The sequence below is a fragment of the Novosphingobium sp. SG707 genome (assembly GCF_012275515.1).
In the GTDB taxonomy this organism is placed as follows: Bacteria; Pseudomonadota; Alphaproteobacteria; order Sphingomonadales; family Sphingomonadaceae; genus Novosphingobium.
The window spans coordinates 658,244-675,767 of record NZ_JAAZQL010000001.1 but is presented as its reverse complement, the minus strand read 5'-3'; the positions used below and the strand labels follow the sequence as shown (position 1 = coordinate 675,767).

The 17,524-nt window shown below is 63.2% G+C and carries 12 protein-coding genes; 8 read left to right on the top strand and 4 right to left on the bottom strand.

What is annotated here, in order from left to right; translation table 11 throughout:
- Both FHW92_RS02670 and FHW92_RS02665 read left to right on the top strand, forming a co-directional pair.
- A complete protein-coding gene (locus tag FHW92_RS02670; RefSeq protein WP_210428341.1) occupies nt 1-1,275 on the top strand; it encodes a phosphatidylinositol-specific phospholipase C1-like protein in 1,275 nt (424 codons plus the stop codon).
- A gap of 31 nt (nt 1,276-1,306) precedes the next feature.
- On the top strand, nt 1,307-2,065 hold the full coding sequence (locus tag FHW92_RS02665; RefSeq protein WP_168601654.1) for a hypothetical protein: 759 nt from the start codon (nt 1,307-1,309) through the stop codon (nt 2,063-2,065).
- 79 nt (nt 2,066-2,144) lie between these two features.
- Here the strand turns inward: FHW92_RS02665 and FHW92_RS02660 are convergent, their stop codons facing one another.
- Together FHW92_RS02660 and FHW92_RS02655 are read right to left on the bottom strand one after the other, a co-directional pair.
- A complete protein-coding gene (locus FHW92_RS02660; protein WP_168601653.1) occupies nt 2,145-2,741 on the bottom strand; it encodes a LysE family translocator in 597 nt (198 codons plus the stop codon).
- Between the two features lie 121 nt (nt 2,742-2,862).
- On the bottom strand, nt 2,863-3,669 hold the full coding sequence (locus FHW92_RS02655) for an AraC family transcriptional regulator (protein WP_168601652.1): 807 nt from the start codon (nt 3,667-3,669) through the stop codon (nt 2,863-2,865).
- A 245-nt stretch (nt 3,670-3,914) separates the two neighbouring features.
- Here FHW92_RS02655 and FHW92_RS02645 point away from each other — a divergent pair, with 245 nt between their 5' ends.
- Nucleotides 3,915-6,050 carry a hypothetical protein gene (locus tag FHW92_RS02645; protein ID WP_246869872.1) on the top strand — a complete coding sequence of 712 codons (2,136 nt, stop codon included), beginning with the start codon at nt 3,915-3,917 and terminating at the stop codon, nt 6,048-6,050.
- Nucleotides 6,047-6,769, top strand: a complete 723-nt coding sequence (locus tag FHW92_RS02640) for a DUF3142 domain-containing protein (RefSeq protein WP_349237634.1) — start codon at nt 6,047-6,049, stop codon at nt 6,767-6,769. The genes FHW92_RS02645 and FHW92_RS02640 overlap by 4 nt, the downstream gene beginning before the upstream one ends.
- A gap of 87 nt (nt 6,770-6,856) precedes the next feature.
- Here the strand turns inward: FHW92_RS02640 and FHW92_RS02635 are convergent, their stop codons facing one another.
- Nucleotides 6,857-7,816, bottom strand: a complete 960-nt coding sequence (locus FHW92_RS02635; protein WP_168601648.1) for a LysR family transcriptional regulator — start codon at nt 7,814-7,816, stop codon at nt 6,857-6,859.
- Between the two features lie 104 nt (nt 7,817-7,920).
- On the opposite strand from FHW92_RS02635, the gene FHW92_RS02630 reads away from it, so the two are divergent.
- Complete coding sequence (locus FHW92_RS02630; protein WP_168601647.1) at nt 7,921-10,191, top strand: TonB-dependent receptor; 2,271 nt, start codon at nt 7,921-7,923, stop codon at nt 10,189-10,191.
- Between the two features lie 55 nt (nt 10,192-10,246).
- On the opposite strand, the gene FHW92_RS02625 is transcribed toward FHW92_RS02630, so the two are convergent.
- Nucleotides 10,247-12,562 (bottom strand): TonB-dependent receptor, encoded by a 2,316-nt coding sequence (locus FHW92_RS02625; protein WP_168601646.1) that lies wholly within the window; start codon nt 12,560-12,562, stop codon nt 10,247-10,249.
- A 384-nt stretch (nt 12,563-12,946) separates the two neighbouring features.
- On the opposite strand from FHW92_RS02625, the gene FHW92_RS02620 reads away from it, so the two are divergent.
- From FHW92_RS02620 to FHW92_RS02610, 3 genes are all read left to right on the top strand, one after another.
- Nucleotides 12,947-14,467 carry a carboxylesterase family protein gene (locus FHW92_RS02620; RefSeq protein WP_168601645.1) on the top strand — a complete coding sequence of 507 codons (1,521 nt, stop codon included), beginning with the start codon at nt 12,947-12,949 and terminating at the stop codon, nt 14,465-14,467.
- Between the two features lie 115 nt (nt 14,468-14,582).
- On the top strand, nt 14,583-15,230 hold the full coding sequence (locus FHW92_RS02615; RefSeq protein WP_168601644.1) for a hypothetical protein: 648 nt from the start codon (nt 14,583-14,585) through the stop codon (nt 15,228-15,230).
- A 114-nt stretch (nt 15,231-15,344) separates the two neighbouring features.
- Entirely contained in the window at nt 15,345-17,354 is a 2,010-nt protein-coding gene (locus tag FHW92_RS02610; protein ID WP_168601643.1) for an SPFH domain-containing protein, read from the top strand.
- Nucleotides 17,355-17,524: the final 170 nt, after the last annotated feature.

The following is a 17,524-nucleotide window of genomic DNA, read 5'->3' as shown; positions in this document are numbered from 1 at the left end:
ATGAAAGGCAAATTTTTGCGCGGCGGCGTCGCCATGGCCTTGGCCATGGTGGCGGCCGCTGCGGCCCCGGCGGCGGCAGCCCGCCCCGGCGCCTGCCGTCTGGACTCGCCGGACGTGGCCCATGCCGGGCGCGGCTGCGCAGAGCGCTGGATGGATACCAATCTGCGGGTCAACGATCTGCTGACGGTGGGGACGCACAACAGCTACAAACGCGCCATTCCTCCCGCCGATTACCGGCTGATCGCCGGTGTTGATCCCAAGGCGGCGCAGGAACTGGACTATGCCCACAAGTCCCTTGCCGCCCAGCTCGATTTCGGCGCGCGCGAGATCGAGATCGATGTGGTCTATGATCCGCAGGGTGGCCGCTATGCCCATCCTCAAATCGCCGCGCGGACACAAACGGCGCTGGATCCGGGCTGGGTGCAGGCCATGCAGCAGCCCGGCTTCAAGGTGCAGCATGTGCCCGATGTCGATTTCCGCTCCAGCTGCATCACGTTCAAGGACTGTCTTGGCCTCTTGCGCGACTGGTCGCGCGCGCATCCCCGCCATGCCCCCATCACTGTCCTCATCAACGCCAAGGACGGCAGGACAGCACCGGGGCGCACACCGCTGCTTTCCTTCGACGAGGCAGCCTTCGACGCGCTGGACGCCGAAGTGCGCGCGGTCCTGCCCGCCGCGCAATTGCTGACGCCTGACGATGTGCAGGGCCATTATCCCACCTTGCGCGAGGCGGTCCTGCACAACAACTGGCCCCGGCTGGGCGCGGCGCGCGGGCGCATCCTTTTCGCGCTGGACGAAACGCCCGAGAAGGTGGCCCTCTATCGCGGGCATCGCTCGTCGCTGGAAGGGCGCGTGATGTTTATCAACACCGACGAGCAATCGCCCGCCGCCGCCTATCTGACCCTGAACCGCCCGGTGGAGGACGCAGAGCGCATCGCCCGCGATGTGAAGGCCGGTTTTCTGGTGCGCACCCGCGCCGACGAAGGCACATGGCAGGCCCGCAACAATGACACCGCCCATCGCGACACAGCCCTGCATTCCGGCGCGCAGGTGGTTTCCACCGACTATCTCTGGGCCGATCCGCGCTTTTCCGGCGGCTTCAGCGTCGGTCTGCCCGGACATGCGGCCAGCCTGTGCAACACGATGCGGACCGGCAACCGCTGCGGCGGCCTGCCCGTGGAGGTGACAGGGAGGAAGGATCGGGCCGCGGCACAAGCGGCGCCTATCGTCTGGCCGGCGCGCCGTGATCCGGCTCCGGGTCTTTCGGCGCCATGATCAGGATTTTGCCAATTTCGGGGATGGAACCATGACGACACGCCGTACTCTCATCAAAGGCGCGACGGCGGCCATCATAGGCGCCACAGCCACCACCGCCGAGGCGCTGGCCGGTGTCGGCCCGAAAGCAGGTCTGGAAGAGCTGATGGTCACGCACATGGCCCAGGAACTGGGCAGCGAAAGCGTGGCACGAAAGCTGGCGCCGCTTGTGTTCGAGGCGACGATGCTTTGGACCTATCCCCAAATGCCCGCAGGGGATGCCGACGCGCTCATCGCCTACAGCTTCGGCAACCGCATTCCGGAAACCGGCGCCAAGGGCCAAAGTCCAGGGCCGGACGGATCGGTGCCCGGCCCGATCAACGCCCGACTTGCCCAAGCCGTAGGTGAAATTCGCGCGATCAAGGACGTGCCGGTTTACGCGCAATGGGAAATCGCGACGATCCTGCAAGAGACCTTTCACATGGAGCGCGTCATTCCGATTTACCCGGAGCGAGGCCCGGATGGAAAAATCATCTATCTGAGCACCGAAGGCGTCGCCAAAGCCGTCCTGCGCCTTGCGGGCGGTGCCCAGGCATTGGGCCGCGTGGGCATTGTCGGCCATCGCGATCACGTCAAACGCTGTATCCTGATGTCGCAATCCGTCGGCCTGAGAGCGGCAGCGATCAGCGGCATATCCTTGCCGGTCGAATATGACATGCAATCGGGCCAGGCATGGACGCGGGACAGGGCAACCTATCTGCTGGGCGATATGATTGCCCAATTGGCGATGAAGAGAGCGGCGCTGCTGTAAACACTATCCCCCGAGGCCGGTGCGATCAGAGGCTGGGCGCCACAGCCCGAGCCAAACGGGGCGGCGCGCCGGCGGTTCATCACAACCCATGCCATAGGATATAGCCGACGGAGATGAGCAGGGCCAAGGCCATGGTGCGATTGAACAGGCGCATCGATCCCTGGGGGACGCGCGAACCTCCCCAGGCCCAGAGCGCCAGCGATGGCCAGCAGATCACGCCAGACAGGATCACGAAAGCCATCAACCCTCCGCGCGGATCTCTGAGCGGCAGAATGAAGGTGGAGAGGGCCGAGAGCACGACCAGCCATGCCTTGGGATTGAGCCCCTGCACCATCACGCCGGACCAGAAGCCCGGAATGGAGCGCGCCCGCGCCGCTCCGATCGCGCCGTCGCTGCGCGCCAGCCCCCATGCCATCCATAGCAGATAGGCCGAGCCGAGCAGCGTCATCGGCCGCGCAACCGTCAGGATCGATCCGGCCTGCGCCAGCATGCCCGTGCCGCAGATCAACAGCAGCCCGAGGAAGCTGACCGTCGCGCCGGTCACGAAAGGGAGAGCCCGGACGGTGCCGTACCGCGTACCCGTCATGGCGCCGATGACATTGACAGGCCCCGGTGTTGCCGAGCCTGCCAGCGCAAAGCTGCTCATTGCCAACAGCGTTTCGACAGGCGGCAGCATCAGGACCTTCCCGATCGGTTGGCGGGGTGATCGGGGGCGGGGCATGAAGACATGGGGACAGTTCCTTTCGCCGCCTTGCTCGCAGCAAAAGGAACGCAGGGATTGAACGAAATCGACCTGCTCAGTGGCGGATCAGCGCGCCCGGCGTGACGCCCAGATAGCGGCGGAAGTGGCGGATCATATGCGCCTGATCGCTGAAACCAGCGGCAAGCGCCGCTTGCGCCGAAGGGATCCCCGCCAGCAGCAGATGCCGGGCAAAATCGACGCGCGCGCGCAGCACATGGCCGTGCGGCGTCATGCCTGTAGCCCGCACGGTTGCGCGGATAAGATAGGACGGGGTCCAGCCGGTGTCGACGGCAAGGTCAGCCAGCGTCAGGGCCTCGCCGGTTTCGACTCCGGATCGGATGCGGTCCATCATTCTTTGAATGGCGACAGGTTCTCGGCCGGGCTGGCGCAGTTCGGCCCGGGCATAATGGGCGAAAGTCAGCGCCAAAACGTCATGGACCGCCTCCTCGACAACCAGTCGGTAGTCCGGAGCGCCCGGCACACGGAGGCAGTTGGTCAACCGCGCCAAGGCCCGTGACACCTTCAGGTCGCGGTCAGGCGTGGCTATCTCTGGAAAACCCCTCAGCACCCGCAGCCCCAGTATCGCCCTTACGGCGTCTTCGTCGGCATAAAGCATACTGTATCGCACCTGACCTGCGGCGGCATGGCCGGTATGCGGCTCCTGGGGGTTCATCAGCGAAAGCGATCCGGTCGGGAGCACCATGCTCTCTCCCCGGCAGACATAGCCCCCTGCGCCATCGACAATCGCGCCGATGGCAAAACCCTCATGCGCGTGGCGGGCAAATGTCTGGTTGCTGAAGGCGGCTTCGAACAGTTCCGTGCCGTGATACCAGGCGAAGTGATGATAGCGACTACGAGGCATAGGCTTTCCATACCATCAGAACAGCGATGGAAGAAAGCAGCCGATTGCCGGGCTTGCTGTTCGCCCCATCCACGGCGTGTGATCCGGCGCTGCGCCATGCCGGAAATTGCCCGGTCCGATGCATTGTCAGCATGTCCCTTGGCCGCTACTGTCCCATCATGAACGGCAGGGGGCGAAGCATGGTGTTTTTCCGAAAGGTCAGGAAAACCGGTCCCTTATCCTCTCGAAAGGCCTTCCATGCGGCGATGACGGGCGCAGCGTTGCTCGGTTTTGCCGGTCTCGCATGGGCCTGCGCGGATGTCACCAGTTACCCGGTCTGGCGTCTGGCGGCGCCGGAGTATGACGAGGTCGGTCGTCCGGCCATCGCGCCGGGCAACGACACCCGGATCAACCTGCTCTGGCTGATGCGCAGCCTGCATCCGGTGGGCGACACGGGCGCGGCCTATCCCGAACCGGATTGGGCCACGGAGCAGCTCGGCCACAGTTTCCTGACATGGTCATCCATGCGCGCCGCCCTTTGGCCCCATCCGCAGCCGACGGATGATACATCGGCAAGAGGCGACCCGGCTTGCGCGGCCCCGGGGCAGGCGGAATTCGCAGCGGCGCTGGCGGCCAATGCCGCCGTGCCGGTCAGCGAAAGGAGCACCCTGCTGGCTCTGCGTACCAAGGTCGGCTGCGGCCCCGTGGACTGGGCGGTGACGGTGAACAGTGCGCAAGGCAGAGAATATCTCGCCTATCTCAAGGCAGCTGCGGCTTTCCATGCCGCCGACTGGCAGGCCGCGCGCGATGGTTTTACCACATTGACGCGGGCTCGGGATCCGTGGGTGGCCGAAACCTCTGTCTACATGCCGATCCGCATTGCCCTTCAACATGCGGTGGCGGGGGCAACCGACCAATATGGCAATTTCGATGGCGGTAAAGTCGATGTCGCCGCCGCCGTGGAGGCTGGACGCGCCATTGCCGCTTATCTCAAGGCATGGCCGCATGGCCGTTATACCGCCTCCGCGCAGGGCCTGACACGGCGGGTGCTGTGGCTGCGGGGCGATATGGCGGAACTGGCCCACTCATATGAGCATCTGGCCGCCACCACGCCCCCGGACAGCGAAGCGGCCGCCGATCTTGCCGAGGAAATTGACGGCAAGCTGCTGGCCGAAGGCAAGGCCGATGACGTCATTCGCCGGGCGGGCGACATGCCGCTGCTGCTGGCCGTCACCGACATGCGACAGATGCGCAAGGCCCGTTCATACAGCGAGACCGCGCCATCGACAGATCCAGCCGGGCCCGCCAAGCTGCCGCTCAGCGCCAATGAACTTGCAGCCCAGAAAGCCGTATTCGGCGGCCGCCCCGACCTGTTTGCTTTCCTTCAGGCGACACATGCCTATTATTCGGGCGAACCTTCCGCCAGCATTCTGGCCGCCATTCCCGCAGACACGCATACGCCCGGCGCAACTCCGCTGGCCTTCAGCCGACAGGTCCTGCGCGGCATGGCGCTGGCCGACAGCCGCGATGCGGGTGAGGCGGGTTTCTGGGCCGGGCTGATCGCGGCGGGCCGGCCGCTCTATCAGCGTCCCTTTGCCGAATTGGGCCTTGCAGTCCACTGGCAGCGTCAGGACCGGCTGGACCTGATATTCGCGCCCGGATCGCCGATTGAGGACCAGATGACGCGCGAGATCCTGCTCCAGACCATCGCACCGCCGTCGATCCTGCGCGCCGAGGCCGCCAACACCGGCCGGCCGGAGCACGAGCGCGACATCGCCCGTTTCATCCTGCTCTATAAGAGCCTGTCGCGCGGTGCCTATGCCGATTTCGTGCGTGATGTGGCCTTGGTTCCCACGGGGGCGCCGCCGGGGACACTCTACGATTTCGCAGGCGAGAATCCGGTCGCGGTCGGGCTGTTCGCCCATGGCAAATGGTCCGATGGCTTTGCCTGCCCGCCGCTGGCTCAAACTGGGGCGACGCTGGCCCGCTCGCCGCTCGATCGGCCCGCCCGGCTGTGTCTGGGCGATTTCTGGCGCCTCAACGGGTTCGATACTTTCGCGCCTCTCAGCACCGCGAGGATGGTATGGGGCATCTCTGTCGGCCCTGAGACTTTGGGCAATGCGCCTGATCGATTTCCGGGCGCGCCGCTGCGCCGCGATGCGATCTATGCCGCCATCCTGGCCGATCCGCAGGCCACCCCGGACGAGCGCGCCTATGCGCTCTATCGGTCGGTGATGTGCTATGCGCCGGGCGGCTACAATGAATGCGCGGGCGTGTTCCTGAGCGCGGACGCGATGAACAAGGCATCGGTCGCCAAATCGCAGCGGCAGGCGTGGTTCCTCGAACTGAAGCGACGCTATCCCGACAGCCCATGGGCCAAGACGCTGCGTTACTACTGGTGAGGCGCGCCCTTGCCCTGATGGTGTCGATGCTGTTGGCGGGGTGCCACCAGGCCCCGCCGCCGCCCGCATCAGGGCAGACGGTCGATCCGCGCCATTATGCTTCGTTCTATCTGTGGCCGGGGGTGAGCCCATCGGCCGATCTCCGGCCGAAATTGCTGTATCTGCTCGACGGCGAGGTGCGGCGCGGCGGACCTCCCCGGTTCCTGCGGCTCCGCCCGGGGGTCCCGAAGCTCTCTCCCACGCCGCTATGGCTTGTGGTACGGGTGGAGCGGCTGGATTGGAATGAAAGTGTCGAAGCGGCTTTGATTGCCGACCTCGACCGCTGGCGCGTGGCAGGCAACAATGTGGTCGGGCTTCAGGTGGACTTTGATGCAGCCACCCATGGGATCGGCCGCTATCGTCAGTTTCTGACCAATCTGCGCGCACGGTTGCCCGCGCAATGGCGCCTGTCAATAACCGGTCTTATGGACTGGAGCGCGCATGGCGATCCGCAGGAATTGCGCGCTCTGCGTTCGGTGATCGACGAGGTTGTGATCCAGACCTATCAGGGCCGCCAGACCATTCCCGGTTACGAGGCCTATTTCCGCAAGATGCGCGGATTTCCGATCCCGTTCCGCGTTGCGCTGGTGCAAGGCGGCGCATGGAATCCGCCAACCGATTTGGCTCGGGAGCGGGCGTTTCTTGGTTATGTCGTGTTCCTGATGCGAACGACACATTGAAAGCAGCGCGAGATTGGCTCGGCGCAAGGATGCCTGATCGTTCCGCGCGAGGCGAAGCACCCTTTCGCTCATCCTGCGATCTAACAATCATGCGCCCGGAGACACTGCAATATCTGCCGGCAGAGCGGGCATCCTTTCCGCCATCACGGCGGCCGACCATTGCGTCAGGCGGTCGATCAGCCAGACCATCGCGGGATCATTGGCCCGCGCGCGATGGCATTGGATCGCCTCATGCATGTCGGGAATGGCCACGGGCAGCGGCCAGTAACGGATGGGCAGATGCTGGGCAGCCTTGCGCGCCAGCGATTCATGCAGGATCGCCAGTCGCCCTGTCCCCACCAGCAATTGGGGCACCACGCCAAAAGTGGTGGTCGTCAGCGCGTTTTTGATGGTGACGCCCTGAAGCGCAAGCTGGTGATTGGCAAAGGACGAAGTGACGGAGCGCCCGATCAGCACCGATATGAACCGCGCGGCCTGCAGATCCTCCAGACCGGGCGCACGCTGGACCAACGGGTTTTCAGCCCAACCGGCCACCACATGCCGCTCCTGAAAGAAATTGACCGCAGGGTGGCGGTCGCTGACATAATCGCGCGGGGTGATCAGCAGGTCGACATCGCCGCCCTCCAGCATGGCAATCGCATTGTCATGGGGCGAAACGATGTCCAGGCGCACATCGGGCGCCTCCTGCTCGATTTGCGGCAACAAATCGCCCAGCACCGCGACCAAAATGAAATCCGAGGCCATCACCCGAAACCGGCGCGTGGAAGTGGCCGGATCGAAATGGGCGGGCGTGTTGACCAGCGCTTCCAGATCGCCCAGCACCGATTTGACGCCCGGTTGCAGCCGCAGGGCAAAGGCCGTCGGGATCATCCGCTTGCCATGCTGCACCAGCAGCGGATCTTCGAAATGCAGCCGCAGCCGTGCCAGCGCGGCGCTGATCGCGGGCTGGCTGACATGCAGCAATTGGGCCGCGCGGGTGACGCTGCGCTGATCGATCAGCATGTCGAGGACCTGAAGCAGGTTGAGATCGAGACCCTTGAATCGCATCGGTTGATTTGCTTTCGTTATCCATTCGATAAATACAAAATATTTCCTTTATACAAAAGCCTTTGCCATCCTCTCTTCACATAAAACACATGGGGAGACAGGTTATGCACCTGAAATATATGCTGATGGCCTCTGCCTTGATTGCCGGTCCCGCGCTGGCGCAGGGCCAAAATCCGGCGCCGGATGAGGGCCAGAGCGCCGGTTTGCAGGACATTGTCGTGACCGCCCAGCGGCGTGAGGAAAACCTGCAGAAGGCAGCTCTGGCCGTCAGCGCCGTGGGTGGTGACACGCTGGTCAAGCAATCGGTGACGCAGGCCACCGACCTTTCGCGTCTGGTGCCCGCGCTGCAGGTGGCCCCGGCGGCCTCCTTCACACAGATTTATATGCGCGGCATCGGCAGTTTCGGCGCCAATGCCTTTGCCGAACAGGGCGTGGCCTTCAACCTTGACGGCATTTACCTGTCGCGCCCGGCCGCCCCGGCCGCGCTGTTCTATGATCTCGAACGGATCGAGGCGCTCAAAGGCCCGCAGGGCACGCTCTATGGCCGCAATGCCAGCGGCGGCGCGCTCAATGTCATCACGGCCAAGCCCAAGCTGGGCGAAACGAGCGGTTTTGTGAATGCCGAATATGGCAATTACAATGCGTTCAAAACCTCCGCCGCGATCAACCTGCCGCTGGGCGAACAATGGGCCGCGCGCCTTTCGGGCCAATATGCCCGCCATGACGGCTATATGAGCGATGGCTATGATGACGAGAACACCGGCGCCCTGCGCGGCCAGTTGAAGTTCGACAACCGCGCCGGGATCAACGCCACGCTGATGCTGGATTACGGCCATGTGGGGGGCAAGGGTTCGGGCGGCACGATCATGCCCCTGATCGGCAATGGCCGCCTTGGCGCCAGCGATCCGGCGGTGGTGGCCGCCTATCTGGCGCAAAGCCCCACCGCCCCGGTTCCGCAGATCATCGCCAAAAGCGATGGTTTTCAGAACAACAATTATTATGGCGCGGCGCTGACCGCCAATGCCGATCTGGGCTTTGCCACGCTGACGGTGATCCCGGCATGGCGCAAGACCGATCTCGATTTCCAATCCTATGCCTCCGCCTTCCTGATCCGCGACATCGAGAAATCGCGTCAGGGTTCAGTTGAGGCGCGGCTTGCCAACCGCTCCGGCCCGGTCAACTGGGTGGCGGGCGTCTATTGGTTCGACGAACATGTCGATGCCCGGCAGCGCTATGATCAGGGCAGCAACGGGCTGCAGATCAACTCCCTGCTCGATACCAGGAGCCTTGCCGCCTTTGGTCAGGCGACCGTGACCGTCGCGCCCTCCTTCCGGGTAACGGGCGGCCTGCGCTATACCGACGACCACAAGCAGCAGTTGACCAATTTCACCACCATGCCCTTTGTCGGCTTTGTCAGCCCGGCCACCGGCAATTTCACGCCGATCTTCGCCAATATCCCGGCCGTCGCCACATCCGACGTGCATTTCCGCAAGGCGACGTGGAAGGCTGGCGTGGAATATGATGTCGCGCCGCGCAGCTTGCTCTATGCTTCGGTGGCGACAGGTTTCAAGTCGGGGGCGCTCTATGCCGCTGCGGGCCAGAATTATTCCGCGCCGGAAAATCTCACCGCCTATACGATCGGGTCCAAGAACCGCTTTCTCGACAACCGGCTGCAGTTGAATGTCGAGGCCTTCTGGTGGGATTACCGCAACCAGCAGGTGTCGCATCTGGGTCCGGTGCAGGTGGCCTCCACGCCGGGCGGGGCGATCTATGCGCCGGTGTTCCTGACCGAAAATGCGGGCGCGGCCAAGCTCTATGGCATCGAGGCCGAGGTGCTGTTCAAGCCTACCAGCGATGACCTGTTCACCGCCGACATCCAGTGGCTCCATGCTCGCTACAAGAGCTTTGGCTATCTTGCCTATTCCTCATCGGGCGCCACACCGGCGGTGGGCTGTGCGGTCACGCCCACCTCGCGCCTTGCCGCCACGGCGGGCGCGGCCATTTTCAGCGTGGACTGTTCCGGCCGCCCGGTGGTCAATGCGCCGGACTGGACGGTCAATCTGGCCTATGAACACAAGTTCGCGCTGAAAAGCGGGGCCAACATCACGCTGGGCGCGGACACGCGGGTGCAGAGCGCCAGCTATGTCTCGATCGACTATCTGGCCGGTGGACGACAGGGCGCCTATATGGCCAGCAACGCAAGGTTGCAGTTCGAACCGGCGGGCGGTCGCTACTCGCTCACGGCCTTCGTCAATAATCTTGAAAACACCACCATCTTTGCCGCCAGCTTCCAGAGCCCGGTCAAGAATGGCGTGCTTTATAATCAATTGCGCCCGCCCCGCACCTTTGGAGTGCGCGCTTCGATGCGCTTCTGATGGAGCAATCAGGCCCCCCGGATCCCGATCCGGGGGGCCTGATCTTGTTTGGACCTTAGAACTTGGCGTCCACGGTCACGCCCACCGTGCGCATCCCCTGCGAGGTCAGCCATGCGGTCTGATAGCTGCCATTGTTGCTGATCGCGGTGACAAATTTGGTGTTGAACAGGTTGCGGGCAAAGACCGCCGCGCTCCACCGCCCGTCGGCGTCGCGGATGCCGATCTGCCCCCCGGCAATGCCATAACCGCGCTGGGCCGTCAGCGGATCGCCATTGGCGCTGAAATTGACCGAGCTGCGATAGTTGTAATTGGCCCTGATAAAGCCGGTCATGGAGGCGCTGACGGGGACATCATAGCTGGCATTGACCGAGAAGGTGAACTTCGGGCTGTTGGGCAATGTGCGTCCGGTGTTGTTCATGAAGCTGGTGGCCGGAACGGTGGTCGATGTACCCGGAATGGTGGTGCTGACAAAGCATCCGGGCTGGGCGGAATAGTTGCAGGTGCCATTGGGGAAATAGGCAAAGATGGCGTCGATAAAGGCCATGTTGCCGCCGATGGTCAGGCGCTGGGTCGGGCGGGCGGTAAAGTCCATTTCCACGCCCTGGGTGCGCACCTTGCCCGCATTGGCGATCTGGAGAATGGCCAGATTGGTGCCGTTGAAGATGAAGGGCGTGGCCACCTGGGTCTGGAAATCCTGAATGTCGGTATGGAAGGCGTCGATGTTGAACACCAGCTTGCGGTTGAACCACGAGCTCTTCAGGCCGATTTCATAGTTGGTGGGAATTTCCGGGTTCGAAAACAGCGGCTGCCCCAGCGCATAGCCGCTGACCAGACCGATGCCCGGCCCCTTATAGCCGCGCGAATAGGTGGCATAGGCCATCACATCGGGCGTGATCTTGTATTCGGTGCCCAGCTTGTAGCTGAAATTGTCGGCCTTGCGGTTGCTGGGATAATTGGTCTGGTCAAAGGCCAGCGGGGCTGCGCCGGGGAAAGGATTGTCGGTCGGGCTGACCAGCGTGCGATTGTAGTTGATCATGGTCAGATCGTCATGGGTATAGCGCCCGCCCACGATCACTTTCCAATTGCCGGTCAGATTGATGTTGCCCTGACCAAACAGCGCATAATTGAGCGTTTGAATATCGGGCTGGGCCTTGCGGCTGTAAATCGCGCTCGATGCGGGCAGGCCAAGCTGGCCCTGCTGCGGATAGGCCGCCTTCAGGTTCTGGTTGAAGTAATAGAGGCCCACCACATAATCGACCAACCCCCGCTTGGGCGAGGCGAAGCGCAATTCCTGCGTCAATTGCTGCTGGGCCTCATCGGCGCCGTTGATCGGGAAGAAAGGCGTGTCGGTAAAGCCGGTGTCGGTGTTGTCATGGATGATCCAGCGGCGGAAGGCCGTGATCGAGGTCAGCGTGTAATCGCCGATCGATTTGTTGATTTCCGCCGAACCGCCCCATTGCACCATGTTGAGATAGACCGGCCCGCCGACATTGGTCTTGCGGTTGTCGAGGCTGGGCACGATGTTATAGGCGTTCATGCGCTGGACCACATAATTGGTCGGCGAGGCGCCCGTCGTGCCGACAATCACCGATTGGCAGCAATCCGAATTGTGCTGTCCCCAATCCAGTGCCAGCAGGACCGAGAGATCATCGCTCGGCTTGTAGAGCAGCTTGGTGCGGAAACCGCCCTCGGACTGGCCGCCCAGCGTCTTGCCGGTATACACGTTCTGGATAAAGCCGTCGCGGTGGTTGAAATAGCCGTTCACGCGCCAGGCCAGCTTGTCATTGACCGGCAGGTTGACCATCGCTTCCAGCTTGGTCTCATTGTCCGTGCCATAGGAAGCGCGGGCGCTGGCTTCAAATTTCTGGACCGGGTTCTTGGTGGTGATCGACACCACGCCCGCCGAACCGCCCTTGCCGAACAACATGCCCTGCGGCCCGCGCAGAATATCGACCTGCGCAATATCGGCCAGATCGCCCGTGCCCATGCCCGGACGGCCCAGCACCACGCCGTCAACCACCACGCTCACGCTCTGTTCGGTGCCATCGGCAAAGGCGAAAGTGCCCACGCCGCGAATGGCGAAACCTTCGCCGCGCACGCTGTTCGATTCGGCAAACTGGACGCTGGGAGCAAGAAAGCGGATGTCGGTGATATTGCTCAGATTGGCGGCCTTGAGCACTTCGCCGCTCACCGAACTGACCGCGACGGGCACGTCCTGCAGGCGCTCGCTGCGCTTTTGCGCGGTCACCACGATGTCGACCACGCCTGCGCTCTGATCGCCTTTGGCGGGCGCAGTGGCGGCATGGGCCAAGCCCGACAGACCCAGCATCAGGCTGGCGAGCGGAATCGACATGGCGAGTTTGGTTTTCATAATCCGTCTCCCAATATTTTTTGTTTTCAATGCATTAAAAGAGGATATCGCCATGCCCACCGGCGCATCGCCAGGCCGGCCTGGATATCCCTGTTCAGAAGTTACTCATCCCCCGCCGCCTGCCTTAATGTATGCAATCAAGGCCGAAACCTCGATCAACGCATGCAGTTCAGCGCCTCCTTTGCGGAGAGGTATTTCAGGTTTACAGCGCTGTCAAACCGGAATCGCTGCAATGTATGCAGGAAATCGATTTTCCAACCATTTTGCGCACAAAGATTCCGATCCTCGGAGATTTATCCTTGATCCCTTCCAATCTTTCAACCCAAAAGAACCTTTGTGTATACAAAATCAGAGAATCATCGGGCAGAGGAAAGGAAATCGGATATGGTCTATGCGCTTGACCGAAGGGCAATGCTGGGCCTGCTGGCCGCCGTCCCTGTGGCGGGCCGATTGCAGGCCGCCGGTGCCGCCAAACTGACCCTCGCCACGGGGCACGGCATGGTGCTCGGCCGCATGGAGGACGGCATCCGTGTCTTTACCGGCATCCCCTATGGCCGCGCCGCCCGCTTTCGTCCCGCCCTTGAGGCCCGCAACTGGCCGGGCGTTCTGGATGCCACTGGCCCCGCCGCCGTGGCCCCGCAATTGCCGGGCATGGCCCCCTTTGCGGGCCGCATGGGCGAGGATTGCCTCCATCTCAACATCTGGGCGCCCGCCACATCGGGGCCTCATCCGGTGCTGTTCTATATCCACGGCGGCGCCAATGAGACCGGATGGAGCGGCGAACCCCTGATTGCGGGCGACAGGTTTGCCGCTGATGGTGTTGTCTGCGTCACCGCCAATTACCGGCTGGGCGCTCTCGGCTTCATGGAATTGGGCGGCCTGCTCGGCCCCGATTATGAGGGCAGCGCCAACCATGGGGTGCGCGATCTTATTCTGGCGCTGCGTTGGGTACGGGCCAATATAGCCGCCTTTGGCGGCGACCCGCGCCGCATCACAATTGCCGGAGAATCAGCGGGCGGCAAAAATGTCGGCACGCTGATCGGCATGCCCGCGGCCGATGGTCTCTATGCCCGTGCGGCGGTATTCAGCGGAGGCGGGCAAACCGTCCATACCAAGGGGCAAACCCAGGAATTTGCACGCCTCTTTGCGGAAAAGCTGGGCGGGGCCGATCGCCTGCTCGGCGCGAGCGTCGATCAGATCCTGACCGCGCAGGGGGCGGCGAAAGCGGCATGGCCGCGCAATTTCCCCTTTCGCCCGATGGTCGATGGCGCCGCGCTGCCCATGGTCCCGCTCGACCGCATCCGCGCGGGCAAAGCGCCCCGCGTCCCCATGCTGATCGGCAGCAACGCCGATGAAAGCCGCCTGTTCCTGCCCGCCGGAACAGCCGGCGGGCCGCTGTCCTCGCAGTCGGTGGCGAATGAAAGCATGGAGCGGATGGCCGCCCTCGACCATGCCTATGCACAGGCCTTCCCCGATCTGTCGGAGGCCGAACGCCATTGGCGGCTGCTGACGGCCGAGGAATATGGGATGCCTTGCCTGCGCATGGCCGAGGCCCATGCCCGCAACGGCGCCCCGGTCTGGCGCTATCGCCTGACCTATCCGGCGCCGGGCGGGCCTTTCAAGGGCCTCTCGCCCCATGTGCTCGACGTGCCTTTCACCTTCAACCATCTGCAGACAAAGGGCATCGCCAACCTCTTTGGCCTTTCCGCCGTTGATCAGCCATTGGCTGACGCCCTGCATGGCGCCATGGTGCATTTCGTGGCGGGAGGTGCGCCTGCGGCCCATGGCCTACCCGCGTGGCCCACCTACAAGCCGGATCAGCGGGCCACGATGGACCTCAACAGATCGCCCGCGCTGCTCAACGATCCCGACGGAAAGGAGCGGGCATTATGGGGCGACCGCTGAAGCCGATAGGGGGTTGCTGCCCCGGGCACTAAGCGGTGGGCTTCATGCTCGCCATGCTTGTATAAATTTCCGGCAATCGGCAACTTGGGCCTCGTGCAATTCTGAAAGAACGCGCATGGCCCCTGCTCCGATGCCTGCCACCGGCAAAGTGAAGCGCATTTCGCGCAGCCGCTTCATGGCCGGTATGGCGATTCATTTTCTGGCCCCCGCTTACCTGCTCTTGCTGATTGCCGATGCGGCCATGGGCCATGCGCCGGAGACATGGGCGGGATGGCTGCCCCATGCGCTCGGGCTGGGCGGGGCGTTTCTGGTCATCTATGGCGGGGCCTGCATGGCGCTGATCGCTCTGGCCGCGATGAGCGACCGCATCGGCGGCGCACGCGCCGACACCCACGGTGAGGCGAGCGATCCGGCCGCCAAGAGCAGGTCGGACCTGAGCCAAAGCCTTGCCGGGGCGCGGGGCCGCTTTGACGGCGATGTCGAGGCGCTGCTCGAACAGATCGCCGCCATGCAGCTCGACCACCACGACTCGCAGACCCGCGAAGTGGTTCAGGATCTGAAACGTCTGCTCGACGCATCAGGCGCCGCGATCGACCGGGCCGATGGGGCGCAGGCGCCCCTGCGCCGCCAGACCGCCGCGGCGCTGACCACACTGAAACAGGCGCTGGAGGCCCGATCAAGGGAATCCGGGATCCTCGCTCATGACAAGGCGCGTACTTTGGCCAATTATGTCGAACTCAAGTATGGTGAAAAATTCGACTGAAGGATACTTTATCACGTTCCGATTTCGCTAGCGCAGCATTCTGTTTGGGCGTAAATACGGCGGCGGCCGCAACTGCGCGGCTTCTTAAAAAGACACCACAGGATGTCACCCTCCATGCAGAATATGATCGTGCTCGGCGCTGGCGCCGGGCTTTTTGTGTTTGTTCTTGCACTCTTTGCCGCCTCGCGTTGTGTGCGCTATGTCGGCAATAACCGTGTCGCCATTGTTGAAAAACTGTGGAGCGGCGCCGGTTCGATCAATGATGGCCTGATAGCCCTGCGCGAAGAGGCCGGTTTTCAACCCGAAGTATTGCGCGGCGGCTACCACTTCTTCTTTCCCTTTCAATATCGCGTCCACAGCCAGTCGCTGGTGACCATTCCGCAGGGCCAGATCGGCTATGTCTTTGCCCGCGACGGCGCGCCGCTGGCCCCGACGCAGACTTTGGCCAGCAATGCCGCCACGGCCGATTTTCTTGACGTGCGCGCGTTCCTTTCGAAGGACGGCCAGAAAGGCCCCCAACGCACCATCCTGCGCGAGGGCACCTATGCCATCAACACCGCGCAATTCGTCATCATCACCCGCGATCAGATCTATGGCCTGATGCTCAACGTCAATGACGGCGAATTGTTTGGCCAGATGCAGACCGTCATCGCCGGGCGAGGCGGCTTCGAAGCCGTGGTCATCAAGGACAGTTCCGACCAGATCGGCATTGTGACCGTGCATGACGGCCCGGCGCTGAACGCGGATCATATCATCGCGCCCGAGGTGGGCACGCAGCAGAGCGAAGCGGCCCATTTCCACAACAGCTTTCAGGACCCGGAAAAGTTCATCGCGGCGGGTGGCCGTCGCGGGCGACAGCTTCAGGTTCTGGTCGAGGGCAGCTATTACATCAACCGCCTGTTCGCCACGGTCGAAATGGTGGCCAAGACGGTGATCGAGGTCGGCCATGTAGGCGTCGTCATCAGCTATACCGGCAATGACACGGGCGACACATCGGGCGAGGATTACCGCCATGGCGAGCTGGTCGCGCGCGGATCGCGCGGCGTGTGGAGCGAGCCTTTGCTGCCCGGCAAATATGCGTTCAACACCTATGCGGGCAAGATCCTGATCGTGCCCACCACCAATTTCATCCTGAAATGGGAAGAGGACACCGTCGGCCAGCACAAGTTCGACGAGAACCTGTCCGAAGTCTCGCTGATCACGCGCGATGCCTTTGAACCCACGCTGCCGCTCTCGGTCGTCGTGCATATCGACTATCGCAAGGCGCCGCTGGTGGTGCAGCGTTTCGGCGACATCAAGAAGCTGGTCGAACAGACGCTGGACCCGATGGTGTCAGCCTATTTCAAGAATATCGCCCAGAAGAAGACGCTGATCGAGCTGCTTCAGGAACGCAGCGACATTCAGCAGCAGGCGGGCGAGGAAATGCGCACCAAGTTCGGCGCCTATAACCTTGAGCTTCAGGAGGTGCTGATCGGCACGCCGCGCGCGGGCCGGGGCAATGACCAGATCGAGAAGGTGCTGCAGCAATTGCGCGAGCGGCAGGTGGCCGAGGAGCGCGTGGCGACCTATGAAAAGCAGCGCATTGCCGCCGAAAGCGAAAAGGCCCTGCGCGAGGCCGAGGCCAAGGCCAACCAGCAGACGGCGATCACCCAGTCCGAACTCTCGATCATCGTGAAGGAGAACGAGGGCAAGGCGGCCCTGCGTCAGGCCACGCAGCAGGCCGAGCAGACCCGTATGCAGGCCAAGGCCGAGTCCGACCGCGTCCGCCTGATCGGCGAGGGCGAGGCGGCCAAGATGATCGCTCTGGCCGCAGCCGACGCCGAACGCATCACCAAGACCGGCCTTGCCACCGCCGAAACCATCGCGCGGCAGGCCGAAGCCTCAGGCGGCGCGCATAACCAGTTGACCCGCCAGATCGTCGAGCGACTGGCCGAGGCGCTGGAGAAATCGGGCGTGGACATCGTGCCGCGGATCCAGATCAACACGGGCCAGGACCATGGCGAAGGGACCGGCGGCGGGCCGCTGGCCGCGCTGATCGGCATGTTGCTCAGCCAGAAGGGTCAGGATCTGCTGAGCGCCGGTGAAGCGGACCGGTCGGTCCTTGTGACGCAGAAGGAAGGTTGATCGAGGAGCCCCCTGAGAGCGCATAAGCTTTCAGGGGGCGCCCGGCGGAGCGAGGCCGGGCAAGCAAGCATAAAAGCGCTGCGCCATCATCGCGCCCGCATCCGCCATCCATAAAAATTGATATGGCATATACCAAATGGTTCATGCGCCCCTCCCCAGCGCGCGCCAAT